The sequence below is a fragment of the Lentzea waywayandensis genome (assembly GCF_900115955.1).
GTDB classification, from domain to species: domain Bacteria; phylum Actinomycetota; class Actinomycetes; order Mycobacteriales; family Pseudonocardiaceae; genus Lentzea; species Lentzea waywayandensis.
In genome coordinates, this window is sequence record NZ_FOYL01000003.1 from 184,796 (window position 1) to 201,894 (window position 17,099).

The 17,099-nt window shown below is 68.0% G+C and carries 17 protein-coding genes; 11 read left to right on the forward strand and 6 right to left on the reverse strand.

The window, feature by feature from the left end; genetic code table 11:
- Positions 1-31 precede the first annotated feature (31 nt).
- The 4 genes from BM417_RS11525 to yhjD all read left to right on the forward strand — a co-directional run bounded on the left by BM417_RS11525 (position 32) and on the right by yhjD (position 4,933).
- Positions 32-2,554 (forward strand): bifunctional FO biosynthesis protein CofGH, encoded by a 2,523-nt coding sequence (locus BM417_RS11525; protein WP_093591522.1) that lies wholly within the window; start codon positions 32-34, stop codon positions 2,552-2,554.
- A 123-nt stretch (positions 2,555-2,677) separates the two neighbouring features.
- Complete coding sequence (locus BM417_RS11530; RefSeq protein ID WP_093591525.1) at positions 2,678-2,869, forward strand: hypothetical protein; 192 nt, start codon at positions 2,678-2,680, stop codon at positions 2,867-2,869.
- Between the two features lie 27 nt (positions 2,870-2,896).
- On the forward strand, positions 2,897-3,922 hold the full coding sequence (trpS, locus tag BM417_RS11535; protein WP_093591528.1) for a tryptophan--tRNA ligase: 1,026 nt from the start codon (positions 2,897-2,899) through the stop codon (positions 3,920-3,922).
- Positions 3,923-3,946: 24 nt separating this feature from the next.
- A complete protein-coding gene (gene yhjD, locus BM417_RS11540; RefSeq protein WP_093591531.1) occupies positions 3,947-4,933 on the forward strand; it encodes an inner membrane protein YhjD in 987 nt (328 codons plus the stop codon).
- 57 nt (positions 4,934-4,990) lie between these two features.
- Here the strand turns inward: yhjD and BM417_RS11545 are convergent, their stop codons facing one another.
- Positions 4,991-6,256: a D-alanyl-D-alanine carboxypeptidase family protein gene (locus BM417_RS11545; RefSeq protein ID WP_093591534.1), complete on the reverse strand. Its 1,266-nt coding sequence runs from the start codon at positions 6,254-6,256 to the stop codon at positions 4,991-4,993.
- A 61-nt stretch (positions 6,257-6,317) separates the two neighbouring features.
- On the opposite strand from BM417_RS11545, the gene BM417_RS11550 reads away from it, so the two are divergent.
- Together BM417_RS11550 and BM417_RS11555 are read left to right on the forward strand one after the other, a co-directional pair.
- Positions 6,318-6,545, forward strand: coding sequence for an SCO4848 family membrane protein (locus tag BM417_RS11550; protein WP_030478462.1), 228 nt, complete (start codon positions 6,318-6,320; stop codon positions 6,543-6,545).
- Positions 6,546-6,555: 10 nt separating this feature from the next.
- On the forward strand, positions 6,556-6,906 hold the full coding sequence (locus tag BM417_RS11555) for a hypothetical protein (RefSeq protein ID WP_093591537.1): 351 nt from the start codon (positions 6,556-6,558) through the stop codon (positions 6,904-6,906).
- 97 nt (positions 6,907-7,003) lie between these two features.
- Here BM417_RS11555 and BM417_RS49140 read toward each other — a convergent pair whose 3' ends face one another.
- Complete coding sequence (locus tag BM417_RS49140; protein WP_245821860.1) at positions 7,004-7,561, reverse strand: hypothetical protein; 558 nt, start codon at positions 7,559-7,561, stop codon at positions 7,004-7,006.
- Here BM417_RS49140 and BM417_RS50280 point away from each other — a divergent pair.
- Both BM417_RS50280 and BM417_RS11570 read left to right on the forward strand, forming a co-directional pair.
- Positions 7,530-7,607, forward strand: a complete 78-nt coding sequence (locus BM417_RS50280; protein ID WP_406601764.1) for a hypothetical protein — start codon at positions 7,530-7,532, stop codon at positions 7,605-7,607. The genes BM417_RS49140 and BM417_RS50280 overlap by 32 nt on opposite strands.
- 39 nt (positions 7,608-7,646) lie before the next feature.
- Positions 7,647-8,564 carry a hypothetical protein gene (locus BM417_RS11570; protein ID WP_245821861.1) on the forward strand — a complete coding sequence of 306 codons (918 nt, stop codon included), beginning with the start codon at positions 7,647-7,649 and terminating at the stop codon, positions 8,562-8,564.
- A gap of 715 nt (positions 8,565-9,279) precedes the next feature.
- On the opposite strand, the gene BM417_RS11575 is transcribed toward BM417_RS11570, so the two are convergent.
- From BM417_RS11575 to sdhC, 4 genes are read right to left on the reverse strand one after another with little or no spacing between them, the layout of a single operon-like run.
- Positions 9,280-10,062 carry a succinate dehydrogenase iron-sulfur subunit gene (locus BM417_RS11575; RefSeq protein ID WP_093591539.1) on the reverse strand — a complete coding sequence of 261 codons (783 nt, stop codon included), beginning with the start codon at positions 10,060-10,062 and terminating at the stop codon, positions 9,280-9,282.
- Entirely contained in the window at positions 10,062-11,816 is a 1,755-nt protein-coding gene (sdhA, locus tag BM417_RS11580) for a succinate dehydrogenase flavoprotein subunit (protein WP_093591542.1), read from the reverse strand. Before sdhA ends, BM417_RS11575 begins: the two co-directional genes overlap by 1 nt.
- Positions 11,817-11,838: 22 nt before the next feature.
- Entirely contained in the window at positions 11,839-12,246 is a 408-nt protein-coding gene (locus BM417_RS11585) for a succinate dehydrogenase hydrophobic membrane anchor subunit (protein WP_086660969.1), read from the reverse strand.
- Between the two features lie 2 nt (positions 12,247-12,248).
- Positions 12,249-12,671, reverse strand: a complete 423-nt coding sequence (gene sdhC / locus BM417_RS11590; protein ID WP_093591546.1) for a succinate dehydrogenase, cytochrome b556 subunit — start codon at positions 12,669-12,671, stop codon at positions 12,249-12,251.
- Positions 12,672-13,216: 545 nt separating this feature from the next.
- Here sdhC and BM417_RS11600 point away from each other — a divergent pair.
- From BM417_RS11600 to BM417_RS11610, 3 genes are all read left to right on the forward strand, one after another.
- Positions 13,217-14,350, forward strand: a complete 1,134-nt coding sequence (locus BM417_RS11600; protein ID WP_093591553.1) for a BMP family lipoprotein — start codon at positions 13,217-13,219, stop codon at positions 14,348-14,350.
- Positions 14,351-14,443: 93 nt separating this feature from the next.
- Entirely contained in the window at positions 14,444-16,024 is a 1,581-nt protein-coding gene (locus tag BM417_RS11605) for an ABC transporter ATP-binding protein (protein WP_093591556.1), read from the forward strand.
- A complete protein-coding gene (locus BM417_RS11610; protein ID WP_093591559.1) occupies positions 16,024-17,097 on the forward strand; it encodes an ABC transporter permease in 1,074 nt (357 codons plus the stop codon). The genes BM417_RS11605 and BM417_RS11610 overlap by 1 nt, the downstream gene beginning before the upstream one ends.
- The last annotated feature ends 2 nt before the right edge of the window (positions 17,098-17,099 follow it).

Genomic DNA, 17,099 nt, shown 5'->3' on the forward strand with positions numbered 1-17,099 from the left:
TCAGGAATTTCGGCGGCCTAAGGTCGTTGACGTGGCAGTGGACATCTCGCTAATCCCACCGCAGCCCCGTCCGAGTGCGGCGGCCATGCGGCGTGCGCTGCGCCGGGCCGCCGACGGTGCGGTGCTCGACGCGACAGAGGCCTCCGTGCTGCTCCACGCGCGTGAGGACGACCTGGACGCGCTGCTGACAGCGGCGGGCAAGGTGCGGGACGCGCACCTGCTCGCCGAGGGGCGGGCCGGGATCGTCACGTACAGCCGGTCGGTGTTCATCCCGCTGACCAGGCTGTGCCGCGACCGGTGCCACTACTGCACGTTCGCGACCGTGCCGCACAAGGTGCCCGCGGCGTTCCTCGAACGCGACGAGGTGCTGGCGATCGCGCGGGCCGGGGCCGCCCAGGGCTGCAAGGAAGCCCTCTTCACGCTCGGCGACCGGCCGGAGGACCGCTGGCCCGCCGCGAAGGAGTGGCTGGAGGCGCGCGGCTTCGAGTCCACTTTGGACTACGTGCGGGCCAGCGCCATCGCGGTGCTGGAGGAGACCGGGCTGCTGCCGCACCTGAACCCCGGCGTGCTGAGCTGGGAGGAGCTGACGCGGCTGCGACCCGTCGCGTCCAGCATGGGCATGATGCTGGAGACCACGGCCGAGCGGCTCTGGAGCGAGAAGGGCGGCCCGCACTACGGCAGCCCGGACAAGGATCCCGCGGTCCGGCTGCGCGTCCTCACCGACGCCGGCCGCGTGAACGTCCCGTTCACCACCGGAATCCTGATCGGCATCGGCGAGACCATCACCGAGCGCGCCGAGTCGCTGCTCGCGATGCGTCAGATCGCCAAGCAGTACGGGCACATCCAGGAAGTCATCATCCAGAACTTCCGCGCCAAGCCGGACACGGCGATGCGCGGCATGCCCGACGCCGACCTCACCGAGCTCGCGGCCACGATCGCCGTCGCACGCCTGGTGATGCCGTCGACCGTGAGCGTGCAGGCGCCGCCGAACCTGGTCGGTGGCGAGTTCGGCCTCATGCTGCGCGCGGGCGTCGACGACTGGGGTGGCGTCTCGCCGATCACGCCCGACCACGTGAACCCCGAGAAGCCGTGGCCCCAGGTCGACCAGCTCGCGGAGATCACCGAGGAAGCCGGTTTCTCCTTGCAGGAACGGCTGAACGTCTACCCGCGCTTCGTCCGCGCGACGGTCGGGCAGTGGATCGACACCCGGCTCACCGCGCACGTTTCCGCGCTGGCACTGGAAAGCGGCCTCGCGAACCCGGACGCCGAGGTCGTCGGCCGTGAGTGGCAGGAGCCTGACGGTGGGCTCGACACCTACGGACGCGCGGACCTCAACACCGCGATCGACACCGAAGGCCGCACGAGCGACCGTCGCGGCGACTTCGACGAGGTCTACGGCGACTGGGACGAGCTGAAGATTCCCGTTGCCCCGCAACGGCTTCCCGACGACGTCCAACGTGGACTGAAGATCGCCGAGAACGATCCGGCCGCGTTGCTCGACGACACCGAGGCCGCCATGGCGCTGCTGACGGCCGACGGCGAAGCGCTCGAGGTGATGACCCGCCTCGCCGACGACCTGCGGCGCGAGGTGGTCGGCGACGACGTCACGTACGTCGTCAACCGGAACATCAACTTCTCCAACGTCTGCTACGTCGGGTGCCGTTTCTGCGCGTTCGCCCAGCGCGAGCGCGACGCGGACGCGTTCCGGCTCTCCGCGGAGGAAGTCGCCGACCGCGCGCAGGAGGCGTGGAACGACGGTGCCACCGAGGTCTGCATGCAGGGCGGCATCGACCCCAAGCTGCCGGTGACCTACTACGCCGACGTCGTGCGCGCGATCAAGAAGCGGCTGCCCGAGATGCACGTCCACGCGTTCAGCCCGATGGAGATCGTCTCCGCCGCGGCGAAGGCCGGCGTGAGCGTGCGCGAGTGGCTGACCGAACTGAAGGAAGCCGGCCTCGACACGATTCCCGGCACGGCGGCCGAGATCCTCGACGACGACGTGCGGTGGGTGCTCACCAAGGGCAAGCTGCCGACCGCGACCTGGCTCGACGTCGTCGGAACGGCCCATGAGCTGGGCATTCGTTCGTCCAGCACGATGATGTACGGCCACGTGGACCACCCCGGCCACTGGCTCACGCACTTCCGGGTGCTCGCGAAGCTCCAGGACCGCACCGGCGGGCTCACCGAGTTCGTCGCGCTGCCGTTCGTGCACCGCAACGCCCCGATCTACCTGGCAGGAGTCGCCCGTCCCGGCCCCACCCGCCGCGACAACCGCGCCGTGCACGCGTTCGCACGGTTGGCGCTGCACGGGCGCGTCGACAACATCCAGTGCTCGTGGGTGAAGCTCGGCGACGAGGGCACCGCGGAGATCCTCAACGGCGGTGCGAACGACATCGGCGGCACGTTGATGGAGGAGACCATCAGCCGCATGGCCGGATCCGAACACGGCTCGGCGCGTACTGTGCGTGAGCTTGAATCCCTGGCGTCGCTCGCAGGGCGTAACGCCCGTCAGCGGACTACGACATATGGGCGAGTGCTATCTGATCACGAGTGACCGATAGTCTGATTCGGCGCATCGACGCTACCGGCCTTCGGTAGCTTGGCGGCCAATCAGTCAGCAAGGTTCACCCGTTCCGGGGTGGATCTGTGCCTTGGGGAGGCTCGGCAAGTGCACGGCATGAGTCTGGTTCTGAGCGCTGCGGTCGAAAGCAGCATGACCGGCACCGCTGCTGGTCCCGTGGGTCTGATCGCGGTGACGGCGGGCGTCGGTGGTCTGGTGTACGGCCTGGTGAAGCGGCGCAAGCCGGCCCCGGTCGTCGCGGCCAACCAGCGCATTGACCTGGTCCAGCAGGACTCCGCGCAGAACTGATCGAGCTGGTCTGAGAAGATTTCGTTCGTGTCCACGGAGAACGCGCCTGTAGAGGCTGTCAAGCGCCCCCGCGTCCTGTCCGGCATCCAGCCGACGGCCGGGTCGTTCCACCTCGGCAACTACCTGGGTGCGGTGCGGCAGTGGGTGGCGTTGCAGGAAGCGCACGACGCGTTCTACTGCGTCGTCGACCTGCACGCGATCACCGTGGAGCAGAACCCGAAGGAACTGCGTCAGAACACGCGCGTCTCGGCCGCGCAGCTGCTCGCGCTGGGCATCGACCCGGATCGGGCGACCCTGTTCGTGCAGTCGCACGTCCCGGAGCACGCCCAGCTCGGCTGGGTCATGCAGTGCATGACCGGCTTCGGCGAGGCGTCGCGGATGACGCAGTTCAAGGACAAGTCCGCACGCCAGGAGCAGTCCGTCGGCGTGGGCCTGTTCACGTACCCGATCCTGCAGGCCGCGGACATCCTGCTGTACCAGGCGCACTACGTGCCGGTCGGCGAGGACCAGCGCCAGCACCTGGAGCTGACCCGCGACCTCGCGACGCGCTTCAACTCGCGTTACGGCAAGACGTTCCGCCTGCCGGAGGCGTACATCGTCAAGGACACGGCCAAGATCTTCGACCTGCAGGACCCGACGGCGAAGATGAGCAAGTCGGTGCCCGGCGGTGTCGTCGAGCTGCTGGAAGACCCGAAGCGGTCGGCCAAGAAGATCCGTTCCGCCGTCACCGACACGGGCCGCGAGGTCCTCTTCGACGTCGAGAACAAGCCGGGCGTCTCGAACCTGCTGACGATCTACTCCGCGCTGACCGGCCGGACGGTCGAGTCGCTGGTCACCGACTACGACGGCAAGGGCTACGGCGACCTGAAGAAGGACCTCGGCGAGGTCTTCACCGAGTGGGTCACGCCGGTGCAGGAACGCGTGAAGATGTACCTCGACGACGTGGCGTCGCTGGACAAGATCCTGGCCGCCGGTGCCGAACGCGCCCGTGAGGTCGCCTCCGGCACGTTGCGCCGCACGTACGAGAAGATCGGCTTTGTTCTGCCTGAGTAGTGCAGGTGCACTAGCGTCCTACGCGTGGACAAGTGGCGGCGGAAGTACGCGTGGCTCGACCACATCGTGCTGGCCTATGAGCGCTTCACCGAGAGATACGGCACCCACTACGCCGCCGCGGTGACGTACTTCAGCGTGCTGTCGCTGGTGCCCATCCTGATGATCGGCTTCGCCGTCGCGGGTTTCGTGCTCCAGTCGCAGCCCGATCTGCTGGCTGAGCTGCGCGGAGCCATCGCCGAGGCGGTGCCTGACCCGAACCTGAGCAAGCAGGTCAACGAGGCCGTCACCACCGCCCTGGACTCCAAGGGCACGGTCGGCATCATCGGTCTGCTCGGCGCCGCGTACTCCGGTCTCGGCTGGATGAGCAACCTCCGCGACGCCCTGACCGCGCAGTGGGGTCACGCGAAGGAGAACCTGCCGTTCCTCGGCACGTTGTGGCGCGACCTGCTGGCGTTGCTCGGCCTGGGTCTCGCGATCGTGCTGTCGTTCGGCATCACGGCGCTGGGGACCGGGTTCGCGGAGCTGATCCTGAGGTGGATGGGTCTGGAGAACGCCGGCTGGGCGCACGCGATGCTGCGGATCGGCACGATCATCCTGTCGCTGCTCGCGAACTGGCTCGTGTTCCTGTGGGTGCTCTCGCGGCTGCCGCGCAAGCCCGTCGGGTGGCGCAGCGCGATCCGCGGGGCGTTCGCCGGAGCGGTCGGGTTCGAGATCCTGAAGCAGACGGCGACGATCTTCCTGTCGTTCACGACCAAGTCGCCGACCTCGGCCGCGTTCGGGTCCGTCATCGGTGTGCTGGTGTTCGCGAACCTGGTGGCGCAGTTCGTGCTGTTCATCACGGCCTGGACGGCCACGGCCAAGGAGAACCGCGAGCCCGAGGTGGTGAAGGCGCCGCCGCCCGCGGTGATTCAGCCCGTGGTGTCGGTGCGGTCCGGGCCCTCGCCGTCGTTGATGCTCGGCGCCGGCGCGGTGGCCGGTGCGCTGCTCGGCCTTCGGTGGCGCCGCAAGTAGCGTTCAGAACGAGAACGGCCCCAGCGCGTCTGCGCTGGGGCCGTCGTTTTAGGTGTCTCAGACGCCCTGTGCCGCCTGCGCGGCCTGACGGCGTGCCCTGGCCGCCTTGGCGCGCTTGCTGCGGATGAAGAGCACCAGGCCGGCCAGCAGGCCGAGGACCGCGACGGCCGTGATGGGCAGGCCGACGGTGCCGAACGCGGTCGGCGTCGGGCGGCCCGTGCGCGGGTCGGTGACCGCCACGTCCTCCGCGTCGGTGCTGTCCTGGGTGGGGACGACCTTCGGCTTCGGCTGCGGGGCGCCGTCGACGAGCTTGCCGACGCCGCCGGGGCCCATGGCGAAGCCGTAGTCGAGCAGCCTCGAAGCCTGGGCGTCGATGCGCGTGGGCGTCTGCTGGCCGCGCAGCAGGACGACGACGAGACGGCGGCCGTTGCGTTCGGCCGCGCCCACGTAGGTGTGCTGCGAGTCGTCGGTGAAGCCGGTCTTGCCGCCGAGCGCGCCTTCGTAGTTCGTGAGCAGGCGGTTGTCGTTCTGCAGCATGATCGTGCCGCCGTTGCGGCCGGGGAACTGCGACTGCTGGAGCTTGATGGCCGAGGAGAACTCCTCGTACTTCATCGCGCCGCGGAAGATCAGGCCGACGTCGTAGGCCGAGGTGCTGGTGCCGGGGGCGTCGAGGCCCGACGGGGTCACGGCGCGGGTGTCGAGGGCGCCGAGCTCCTTGGCCATGGCGTTCATCTTGCGCAGGGCGTTCGGCACGCCGCCGAGCTGACGGGCCAGCGTGTGCGCCACGTCGTTGCCCGAGGTGAGCAGCAGGCCGTGCAGCAGCTGACGGACCGTGTACTGGCCGCCGTCCTTCAGACCCACGCAGGTGCATTCCTGCTGCGTGTCCTCGGCGCTGGCGGTGACGACGAGGTCGCCCCGCAGTTCCTTGGCGACGACCATCGCGAGCAGCACCTTGATGACGCTGGCGGGACGCTGACGACCGTGCGGGTCGTACGCGGCGATGACCGCGCCGCTGTCCATGTCCGCGAGCAGCCACGACGCGGCGGTGATGCCGCTGGGCGGCTGGCCGGAGTTCGGCGGCAGGATCAGACCGCACTCGCCCAGCCGGTCACCGCCGATGGGCTTCTCCGGCACCTCGAGCGCGGCAGGGGCCTTCTGGCCGGGCGCCGGCTGCTCGGACGTGTCCACCGGTGGAGGTGGGGTCTCGCGGTTCTCACACTGAGCCGAGCCGGCGGCCTGCTGTGCGGTGCTCGTCGGTGCGGCGAACGCGGCTGTGGCCGTTGCTAGGACCAGGGCGACGATGAGCCGTTTTGGGAAGGGCACACGTTCAGGCTATCCACCCCCGTTTAGCGTCTTGCACGCACCACGTCTGATACTGGTCGGCGTGAAGCTCTCGCGCCCGATGTCACTCTTCCTGGTGGCTTTCGGAGTGTGGTCGTGGGTGATCTGGCCCACTTTCCTGAAGAACATCTGGAAGGACCCCCGTTCGTTCAGCGACGGACCTACCGCGTTCTTCACGGTCCACCTGGTGCTCGTGATCGCCTCGCTCGTGTTCGGCACCGTCATCGGCGTGCTGGGCGTGCGGGGATTCCTGGCCACTCGACGTCGATAAGGAAAACGCTGTGGAGTTCGTACGCCTGCTGCTGGTGTTCCTGCACCTGCTCGGCATGGGCATGCTCGTCGCGATGATCATGTTGCAGGCCAGGGCCGGCAAGGACGCCCCGGTCAACAAGGGCTGGCTGCACGGCGCCGCTCTGCAGCTGCTGACCGGCGTCGCGCTGGTGGGCATCGACCCGCTGGTCGACTCGGTGAAGTACGACCACATCAAGATCGGCGTGAAGCTGCTGGTCGTCGTGGCCATCGCCGCCGTCGTGGCGATCAACGTCAGCAAGCCGAAGGCGCCGTCCTGGCTGCTGCCGACCGCTGCCTCGCTGGTCGTGCTGAACGTGGGCATCGCGGTCTTCTGGACCTGATCGGGGGATGTAGCCCGCTCTGGCGGGTGACGTGGGCGCGCTTTTCGCCCGACCCGCTGTACCCGCGCGCAACCATCCGAGGCATGTCACGTATCGCCTATATCGGTGTGCTCACCGCCGGAGCAGTGTTGACGCTCGTCGCACTGCACGGTGCCGCCCCGGAGGCCTCGGCCTCCGGGGATGGCCAGGTGTGCGCCGCTGCGTGGTGCCCGAAAGTACGCCCAGGATGGCGCGCGCCGTCGCCGAGAGGTGAGGAGCCTCCGACGTCGTCCACGACCACCCCGCCGACAACGACCACCACCCCGTGCACGACGACCACGACCACCACCACCGACAAGCCGCCGGGTTCGACGCCGCCGAGGTCGACGACCACGACGACCACGACTCCGCCGGGTTCGACTACTTCGACGACGACCACGACTCCGCCGGGTTCGACGACCTCGACGACGACTTCGAGGACCACGACACCGCCGGACTCGACCACGTCGACGACGACCACGCCGAAGACCTCCACCCCGCCCACGACGACGAAGCCGCTGGTAGCGACTCCGCCGGTCGCGAGGCCCCCGGTCCACCAGGACAACCGCCTGGCCAACACCGGCGCCTCGACCACGTGGCTGCTACTGCTCGGCGTGCTGCTCCTCGTAGGCGGCACCGCTCTGATGCTGCTCGACCGCGCCAGGCGACCCTCCCGGCGCTGACCCCCGAAAACTGTCGGTGTCCCTCGTCACACTGGTGACGTGCGAATCGAACACCTGCGCGAACGCAGCGATCTCGGCGTGATCAGTGCCGGCGCCCTGAAGTCACTGGGCGTCACCAACCCGTGGCGACGATGCACCCCGGGCGGGCCGTGGCAGCGCATGTACCCAGGCGTCGTGCTGCTGCACAACGGCCCGCCCACCCCGGACCAACAGCTGACCGCGGCCCTCCTGCGCGCAGGCCCAGGAGCCGTGGTCACCGGAGCCGAAGCCTGCCGCCGCCACGGCCTGCCCGCCCGCACTCCGGAGCTCCACGTCCTGGTGCCGGGCACGGCCCGCGGCAGCGGCACGCTGATCCTCGAACGAGCCTCACCCATGCCCACGTCCTCGGACGTAGGCGGCTACCCGGTGGTGTCCGCGGCCAGAGCCGTCGTGGACACCTGCCGTTTCCTGCGCTCCGAGGACGAGGCCACCGCCCTGATCGCGGCCGCCGTCCAACGAGGCCGCTGCACACCCTTGGAGCTCTGGGCGCAGGCCCGCACCAACCGCTTCGGCACGAAGCTGGTCCGCACCGTCCTAAGAGAACTGGGCCGCGCAGAATCCGTGGCAGAACGGGACGCCCGCCGCCTCTCCCGAAAGATCCGCCTGACCACACCCCACTGGAACGCCACGATCGCCGGCGCCGACGGCGTGCTCATCGGCAGACCGGATGCCTGGTACGACGACGTGGGCCTGGCCTGGGAGATCGACTCGAAGGCGTTCCACTTCGGACCGCGCGACTACGCCCGCACCCTAGCCCGCAACAGTCGTTACGCGGCAGCGGGAATCCTCGTCGTGCAGACGCTGCCGACGCGACTGCGGGACGACCAGGACGCGGTGGCGCGCGAACTGAAGGCGGCGCATCGTGCGGCGGCGGCCAGACCCCGCCCACCGGTGCACGTCGTGGTGGAGGCGAGCTGACCAACCACGCACTTCGTCACTGCCTGCGCGCCACCCTCGCAAGGCGACTGAACGTCCGGAACGCGACCACCCCCGCTGGAACAGGAACCAGCCATCGCAAGCCCCCCACGCGGCGCCACCCGGCGCCCGCCAACGCAAGGCGACCACCTACGAAGGTCCGGCGCGCGGTGCCACCAGGCACCCGCCCTCGCAAGGTGACTACCTACGAAGGTCCGGCGCGCGGTGCCACCAGGCGCCCGCCAACGCAAGGCGACCACCTACGAAGGTCCGGCGCGCGGTGCCACCAGGCGCCCGCCCTCGCAAGGCGACCACGTACGAAGCCTGGCGTGGCGATGCGAAGCGAGCCGTGTGAACCTCTGCCGCCTGGGATGCGGTGCACCCCGCTCACGGCGATTGGGGCTTTACCTTGAGTGGGCGGGATGCTCCCCTCACGGGCACGGCCGGGCGCTTTTCAGCCCGGCCTTTCCGGCCGTCAAGCATCCCGCCAGAGGCTCAAGGTCAAGCCCCAATCGCAACCCCGCACTTCGTCCCGACCCGCGGAACCACCCTCGCAAGGCGACCACCCGCACGGAACGCGACCAACCCCGCTGGAACCCGACGGCCCGCACGCAACAGCACCCGCACGGCCCGCGCACACCCAAGGAACCCCCAGGGCAAACGGCAAAGCGCCGCGCCCCCAAAGGGAACGCGGCGCCTAGAAGCAGCCCAAAAGCCGTCAGACGCGCTTGAACAGCAGCGCCCGCTTCACTTCCTGGATCGCCTTGGTCACCTGGATGCCACGAGGACAAGCGTCGGTGCAGTTGAACGTGGTCCGGCACCGCCACACGCCGTCGATGTCGTTGAGGATGTCGAGCCGCTCCTCAGCGCCCTCGTCACGCGAGTCGAAGATGAACCGGTGCGCGTTCACGATCGCCGCCGGCCCGAAGTACGAGCCTTCGGCCCAGTAGACCGGGCACGACGTGGTGCAGCAGGCGCACAGGATGCACTTCGTCGTGTCGTCGAACCGCTCGCGGTCGGCGGCCGACTGGATGCGCTCGCGCGTGGGCTCGTTGCCGTAGGTCACGAGGTACGGCTTGACGGCGCGGAACGCCTCGAAGAACGGCTCCATGTTGACGAGCAGGTCCTTGTTCACCGGCAGGCCCTTGATGGGCTCGATGGTGATCGTGGTGTGCTTGTCGCCCTTTTCCAGGAGGTCCTTGAGAAGAACCTTGCACGCCAGGCGGTTCACGCCGTTGATGCGCATCGCGTCCGAGCCGCAGATGCCGTGTGCGCACGAGCGGCGGAACGTCAGCGTCCCGTCCACGTACCACTTGATGTGGTGCAGCAGGTTCAGCACGCGGTCCGACGGCAGGGCCGGGATGTCGAACGAGTCCCAGCGCGGCTCGTCGTCGATCTCCGGGTTGAACCGGCGGATCTTGACGGTGACCGTGACAGCGCCGTCCGGAACCGGCGGCTGGGAGCCGCGCGAGCCAGCAGTAGTTTCAGCGGTGGCGGTCATCAGTACTTGCGCTCCATCGGCTTGTACCGGGTAAAGGTCACGGGCTTGTAGTCCATGCGGATGTCCGCGGCCAGACCGTCGCCCTGCTTGTAGAACATGCTGTGACGCATGAAGTTCGTGTCGTCGCGGTTCGGGTAGTCCTCGCGGGCGTGACCGCCGCGGGACTCCTTGCGCGCGAGCGCACCGTGAACGAGCACCTCGGCCAGTTCCAGCAGGAAGCCGAGCTCGACGGCCTCCAGCAGGTCGGTGTTGAAGCGCTTGCCCTTGTCCTGGACCTGGATGTGCGCGTAGCGCTCCTTCAGGGCCTGAACGTCGTGCAGCGCCTGCTTCAGCGTGTCCTCGGTGCGGTACACGGACGCGTTGGCGTCCATGGTGGCCTGAAGCTCGGTGCGGATGTCCGCCACGCGCTCCTGGCCGTGCTCCGACAGCGCCAGGGCGACCTGGGCCTCGACGGACGCGGCCGGGTTCTCCGGCAGGTCGACGTGCGACTCACGCGACAGCGCGTACTCCGCGGCGGCGATGCCCGCGCGGCGGCCGAAGACGTTGATGTCCAGCAGCGAGTTCGTGCCGAGGCGGTTCGCGCCGTGCACGGACACGCAGGCGCACTCACCCGCGGCGTACAGGCCGGGAACGACGTTGTCGTTGTCCCGCAGCACTTCGCCGTGGATGTTCGTCGGGATGCCACCCATCGCGTAGTGCGCGGTCGGGTACACCGGGACGGGCTCGACGACCGGGTCGACGGCCAGGTAGGTGCGCGCGAACTCGGTGATGTCCGGCAGCTTCGTCTCCAGGACCTCGGCACCGAGGTGCGTGCAGTCCAGAAGAACGTAATCCTTGTTCGGGCCGGCGCCACGGCCTTCCAGCACCTCGAGGGCCATCGAACGGGCCACGATGTCGCGCGGCGCCAGGTCCTTGATGGTCGGGGCGTAGCGCTCCATGAACCGCTCACCCGAGGCGTTGCGCAGGATCGCGCCCTCACCGCGGGCACCTTCGGTCAGCAGGATGCCGAGACCGGCGAGGCCGGTCGGGTGGAACTGGTAGAACTCCATGTCCTCCAGGGGCAGGCCCTTGCGGAAGACGATGCCCATGCCGTCGCCGGTCAGCGTGTGGGCGTTCGACGTGGTCTTGAAGACCTTGCCGAAACCACCGGTCGCGAACACGACGGACTTGGCCTGGAAGACGTGGATCTCGCCGGTCGCGAGCTCGTAGGCGACGGCGCCGGTGCAGACCGGGCCGTTCTCCGTCTCGGTCAGGCAGATGTCGAGCACGTAGAACTCGTTGAAGAACTCGATGCCGTGCTTGACGCAGTTCTGGTAGAGCGTCTGAAGGATCATGTGGCCGGTGCGGTCCGCGGCGTAGCAGGCGCGGCGCACGGCGGCTTCACCGTGGTTGCGCGTGTGGCCGCCGAACCGGCGCTGGTCGATCTTGCCCTCGGGCGTCCGGTTGAACGGCAGGCCCATCTTCTCGAGGTCGAGAACGGCGTCGATCGCCTCCTTCGCCATGATCTCGGCGGCGTCCTGGTCGACCAGGTAGTCGCCGCCCTTGATCGTGTCGAAGGTGTGCCACTCCCAGTTGTCCTCCTCGACGTTGGCGAGGGCGGCGCACATGCCGCCCTGGGCCGCGCCGGTGTGCGAACGCGTGGGGTAGAGCTTGGTGAGCACCGCGGTGCGGGCGCGCTGGCCGGACTCGATCGCCGCGCGCATTCCGGCACCACCAGCGCCGATGATGACTACGTCGTACTTGTGGAACTGCATTGTGGTGGGCTCCCCGCGCGGGTCAGTTCGAGATGTTCGGGTCGAAGGTGAAGATCACGAACGTGCCGAGCGAGATGATCAGCACCATCGAGACGTAGAGCAGCATCTTCAACCAGAACCGGGTGGAGTCCTTGCGGGCGTAGTCGTTGATGACCGTCCGCACGCCGTTGCCGCCGTGGATCTGCGCGAGCCAGAGCATCGCGAGGTCCCAGAACTGCCAGAACGGGGACGCCCAGCGGCCGGCGACGAAACCGAAGTTGATCTTGTGCACGCCGCCGTCGAGGATGTTCATGATGAACAGGTGGCCCAGGACCAGGACCACGAGCAGCAGGCCGGAGAGGCGCATGAACAGCCAGCTGTAGAGCTCGCCGTTGCTGCGGCGGGCAGCGGGGCGGCGCGGCTGGCGGGGCTTGTCGAGTGCGAGTGACATGGTCAGTGACCCCCAACCAGGTCGGAGATCGTGCGCTCCATCATGAAGTAGAAGCCGGGGATCATCACGACGACCCAGACGGCCAGCACGGTCCAGAGCATGACCCTCTGGTACTTGGCGCCCTTCTCCCAGAAGTCGACCAGCATGACCCGGATGCCGTTCAGCGCGTGGTAGAGCACCGCGCCGACGAGGCCGACCTCGAAGAGGTTGACGATCGGGTTCTTGTAGGTCTCGATCACCGCGTCGTACGCGTTCGGTGACACCCGCACGAGTGCGGTGTCGAGCACGTGGGTGAAGAGGAAGAAGAACGTGAGGACACCGGTGATCCGGTGGGCGACCCAGGACCACATGCCCAGATCACCGCGGTAGAGCGTCCCACCCCCTCGGGTGGTGCCCGACCGCTCGGGTGCGCCTGCGCTGGTCATGCGCCGCGACCTCCAACGTCAGTGGTGGTGGGTCGGCAACAGTTCTTCCCGACCATGACCGGAAAATCCTAGTCCCGCACGTTGGAACCGACCCAGCAGGCGCACCCGCTCTGTGATCGATGAGACACGCTGTCGATCCACCAAGCGGTCTTGATCGATTCCGAAATGCGGTCCACGCCACAAATCGGTCACGAAAAGAGGACGGCGGCCTGGACCTCCGCCTTGGTCCGGGCCGCCGTCGTCGGCAAGGGCACTTGCCACCCGGTACACGACCGGAGGCCCTCGACCGGTTCAACGTCGAGCGAAACTGGGCCGAATGGACGAAGATCGGGTGTGGAGAAGGGGTCGAAGCGGAGGTATCGCCACGCGCCGAACACGATTGATCACCACTGGTACGGCCAAAGCGTCGAATGCGTAACCGATAGGGGTCTTTGTAGGTGCTGGCGGCAACGAGGTTGGTTACTAAGAGGTACGGTGCCGCCTCTAGGACCCAACAACGTCGTTGGGGAGGAACCTCAGGGAGGAGACGAGCCGTGCGTCGTCGTATGCGTGGTGTCGCGGTCGCCGCGATCGCGTTGACCAGCGTGATGACTATGGCCGCCTGCGCGAAGGACTCGGGTGGCGGTAACACCACCTCGGGTACGGGCACTGGCGCCGCTTGCGAGTTCGCCGAGGCCCCGACCGCGCCTGCCACCTCGAACACCAGCGCCGCCAACGGCGACAAGGTGGACGCGAGCACGCTGAAGGTCGGCTTGGCCTACGACATCGGTGGCCGTGGCGACGCGTCGTTCAACGACTCCGCCGCCGCCGGTCTGGACAAGGCGCTCACCGATTTCGGTGTGAAGAAGGAGAACACCCGCGAGCTCTCCGCCGCGCCGAACGAGGACGAGTCGGCCAAGCAGACCCGTCTGCGCCAGCTGGCGTCCGAGGGCTTCAGCCCGATCATCGGTGTCGGCTTCGCCTACGCCGAGTCGATGAAGCTCGTCGCCGCGGAGTTCCCGAACGTCAAGTTCGGCCTGGTCGACTCGGCCGTCGAGGGCGCTGCCAACGTCACGCCGCTGCTGTTCGCCGAGCAGGAGGGCTCCTTCCTGGCCGGCGTCATCGCCGCGTACCAGAGCAAGAAGTGCCACGTGGGCTTCGTCGGCGGCGTCGAGATCCCGCTGATCCAGAAGTTCGAGGCCGGCTACTTCCAGGGTGCCAAGGCCGCCGCGCCGAAGATCCAGATCGAGAAGAAGTACATCACGCCTGCCGGTGACTTCACCGGTTTCCAGGACGCCCCGAAGGGTCAGGAAGCCGCGAAGGGCCAGATCGACAAGGGCGCCGACGTCATCTACCAGGCCGCCGGTGCGTCCGGTAAGGGCATCTTCTCGGCCGCCAAGCAGGGTGGCGTGCTGGCCATCGGTGTCGACTCCGACCAGTACAACCAGGCGACCGTCGCCGACACGAAGGACGTCATCGTCTCCTCGATGCTCAAGCGCGTCGACGTCGCGGTCTACGACTTCATCAAGGCCGTCGCGAAGAACGACCTCAGTTCGCTGCCGAAGGTCTTCGACCTCAAGGTGAACGGTGTCGGTTACTCCACCTCGGGTGGCAAGATCGACGCGAAGCTGCAGGGCATCCTCGAGGGCTACAAGGCCCAGATCATCGAGGGCAAGATCAAGGTCGCGGACAAGCCGTAGTCCTCGCCAGTCGTTCAAGTCGTTTGCACGTGCCGGGCCCTGTGAGGATCTGCCCTCACAGGGCCTGGTGCGTGGTAGGAGGAGCACTCGACGATGAGCAGTTCCACGTCCGCACGGACGGATGATCCCCCCGCGGTGGTGCTCACCGGCATCACGAAGCGATTCCCCGGTGTGGTCGCCAACAGCGACGTGCACCTGACCGTCCGCCGTGGCGAGGTACATGCCCTGTGCGGTGAGAACGGCGCGGGCAAGTCCACCCTGATGAAGATCCTCTACGGCATGCAGCCGCCGGACGAGGGCACCATCGAGGTGAACGGCGAACAGGTGCGGTTCCGCACGCCGTCCGACGCCATCAAGGCCGGTATCGGCATGGTGCACCAGCACTTCATGCTGGCCGACAACCTCACCGTCCAGGAGAACGTGGTCCTGGGTGCCGAGGCTCTGCACGGCATCGGCAAGAAAGCCCGCGCGCGCATCATCGAGCTCTCCGGCAGGACCGGCCTCAACGTCGACCCCGGCGTTCTGGTCGAGCAGCTCGGCGTCGCCGACCGGCAGCGCGTCGAGATCCTCAAGGTGCTCTACCGCGGCGCCAAGGTGATCATCCTGGACGAGCCCACCGCCGTGCTCGTGCCGCAGGAGGTCAACGAGCTCTTCGACACCGTCCGCGGCATGCAGGAACAGGGCTACACGTTCCTGTTCATCTCGCACAAGCTCGACGAGGTCCGCGCGATCGCGGACTCCGTCACGGTGATCCGCCGCGGCACGACCGTGGGCAGCGCGGACCCGAAGACCGTCAGCTCCCGGCAGCTCGCCGAGATGATGGTCGGCAGCGAGCTCCCCAGCCCGGAGACCCGCGAGTCCACCGTGACCGACACGGTCGTGCTGGACGTCAAGGGCCTCAAGCTGATGACTCCGGACGGCACGCGGCCGATCCTCGACGACGTCGACATGGTGGTCCGCTCCGGCGAGGTCGTCGGCATCGCCGGCGTCGAGGGCAACGGCCAGACCGAGCTCGTCGAGACGATCATGGGCATGCGCAAGGCCGGCAGCGGCACGATCACGTTGCAGGACAAGGACCTCACGAAGCTGGGCACGCTCGCCCGGCGCGAGGCGGGCATCGGTTACATCCCCGAGGACCGTCACCGCCACGGCCTGCTGCTCACGCAACCCCTTTGGTACAACCGGATCCTCGGCTACCAGACGCGCAAGCCGACGGCCAAGGGCATCTGGCTCGACACCGACGGCGCGAAGAAGGACACCGAGCGGATCGTCACCGAGTTCGACGTCCGCACGCCCGGCATCGACGTTCCCGCCGCCGCGCTCTCGGGCGGCAACCAGCAGAAGCTCGTCGTCGGCCGCGAACTGTCCGGCGACCCCGTGCTGCTGATCGCCTCGCACCCGACCCGCGGTGTGGACGTCGGCGCGCAGGCGCTGATCTGGGACGAGATCAAGCGCGCCCGTGCCGCCGGTCTCGCCGTGCTGCTGATCTCCGCCGACCTGGACGAGCTGATCGGCCTCTCGGACACGATCAAGGTCATGCTGCGCGGACGCCTGGTGGCCGACGCCGACCCGAACACCGTCACGCCCGAGGACCTCGGCAGCGCGATGACGGGTGCGGGCAGCACGAGCGCAGCGGTCCAGGAGACCGCTGTCGTCGAGGAAGGCGAGAACTGATGGGACACCTGCGCGGCAAACTCCTGCCGCCCGCGTTGGCGATCGTCTTCTCACTGCTGTTGTGCGGCGTGGCGCTCATCATCTCCGGCGCGAACCCGCTCAGCGCGTTCGGTGCGATGGTGACGCAGGTCGGCAAGGGCACGACGTTCGTCGACATCCTCAACTCGACGGGCATCTACTACGTCGCGGCGCTCGCGGTGGCGATCGGGTTCCAGATGAACCTGTTCAACATCGGTGTCGAGGGCCAGTACCGCGTCGCGGCCGTGGTCGCCGCGGTCGTCGGCGGCTCGATCGCGCTGCCCACCGGCATCCACACGCTGGTGATCATCATCGTGGCCGCGATCGCCGGTGCCGCCTGGGCCGCGATCCCCGCGATCCTCAAGGTGACGCGCGGCGTCAACGAGGTCATCTCGACGATCATGATGAACGGCCTGGCGATCGGCCTGTCCGCGTACCTGATCCGCCGGGACGTCTTCGGTGAGCTGCGGGGCAACAACATCCGCACCGCCGAGATCCCGGAGAGCGGCTGGATGCCCGGCATCTCGTTCGGCGGCTCCGGCACGATGTTCGGCTTCATCTTCGTGGCCATCGCCCTGGGCATCGGCTACTGGATCATGATGAACAAGACCCGGTTCGGCTTCGAGCTGCGCGCCTCCGGCGAGTCCTCGACCGCCGCGTCGGCGGGTGGCGTCAACTCCAAGAAGATGGTGCTGGTCGCGATGCTGCTCTCGGGAGCCATCGCGGGCCTGATCTCGCTGCCGGAACTGCTCGGCCGGGACCACACGTTCAGCCTGAACTTCACCGCGGGCATCGGCTTCTCGGGCATCGCGATCGCGCTGCTCGGCCGCAACCACCCCGGTGGCATCGCGTTCGGCGCACTGCTCTGGGCGTTCCTCGACAAGTCGGGTCTCGCGCTCGACAACGTCGGGGTGCCCAGGGAGATCGTCACCATCATGCAGGGCTCGATCGTCCTGTCGGTCGTCGTCGCCTACGAGGTGGTGCGACGCTTCGAGCTCGCCTCGGAGCAGCGTCGCGTCGGCCGTGAGCTCGGAACTGTCGGAGGTGCGGCGTGATC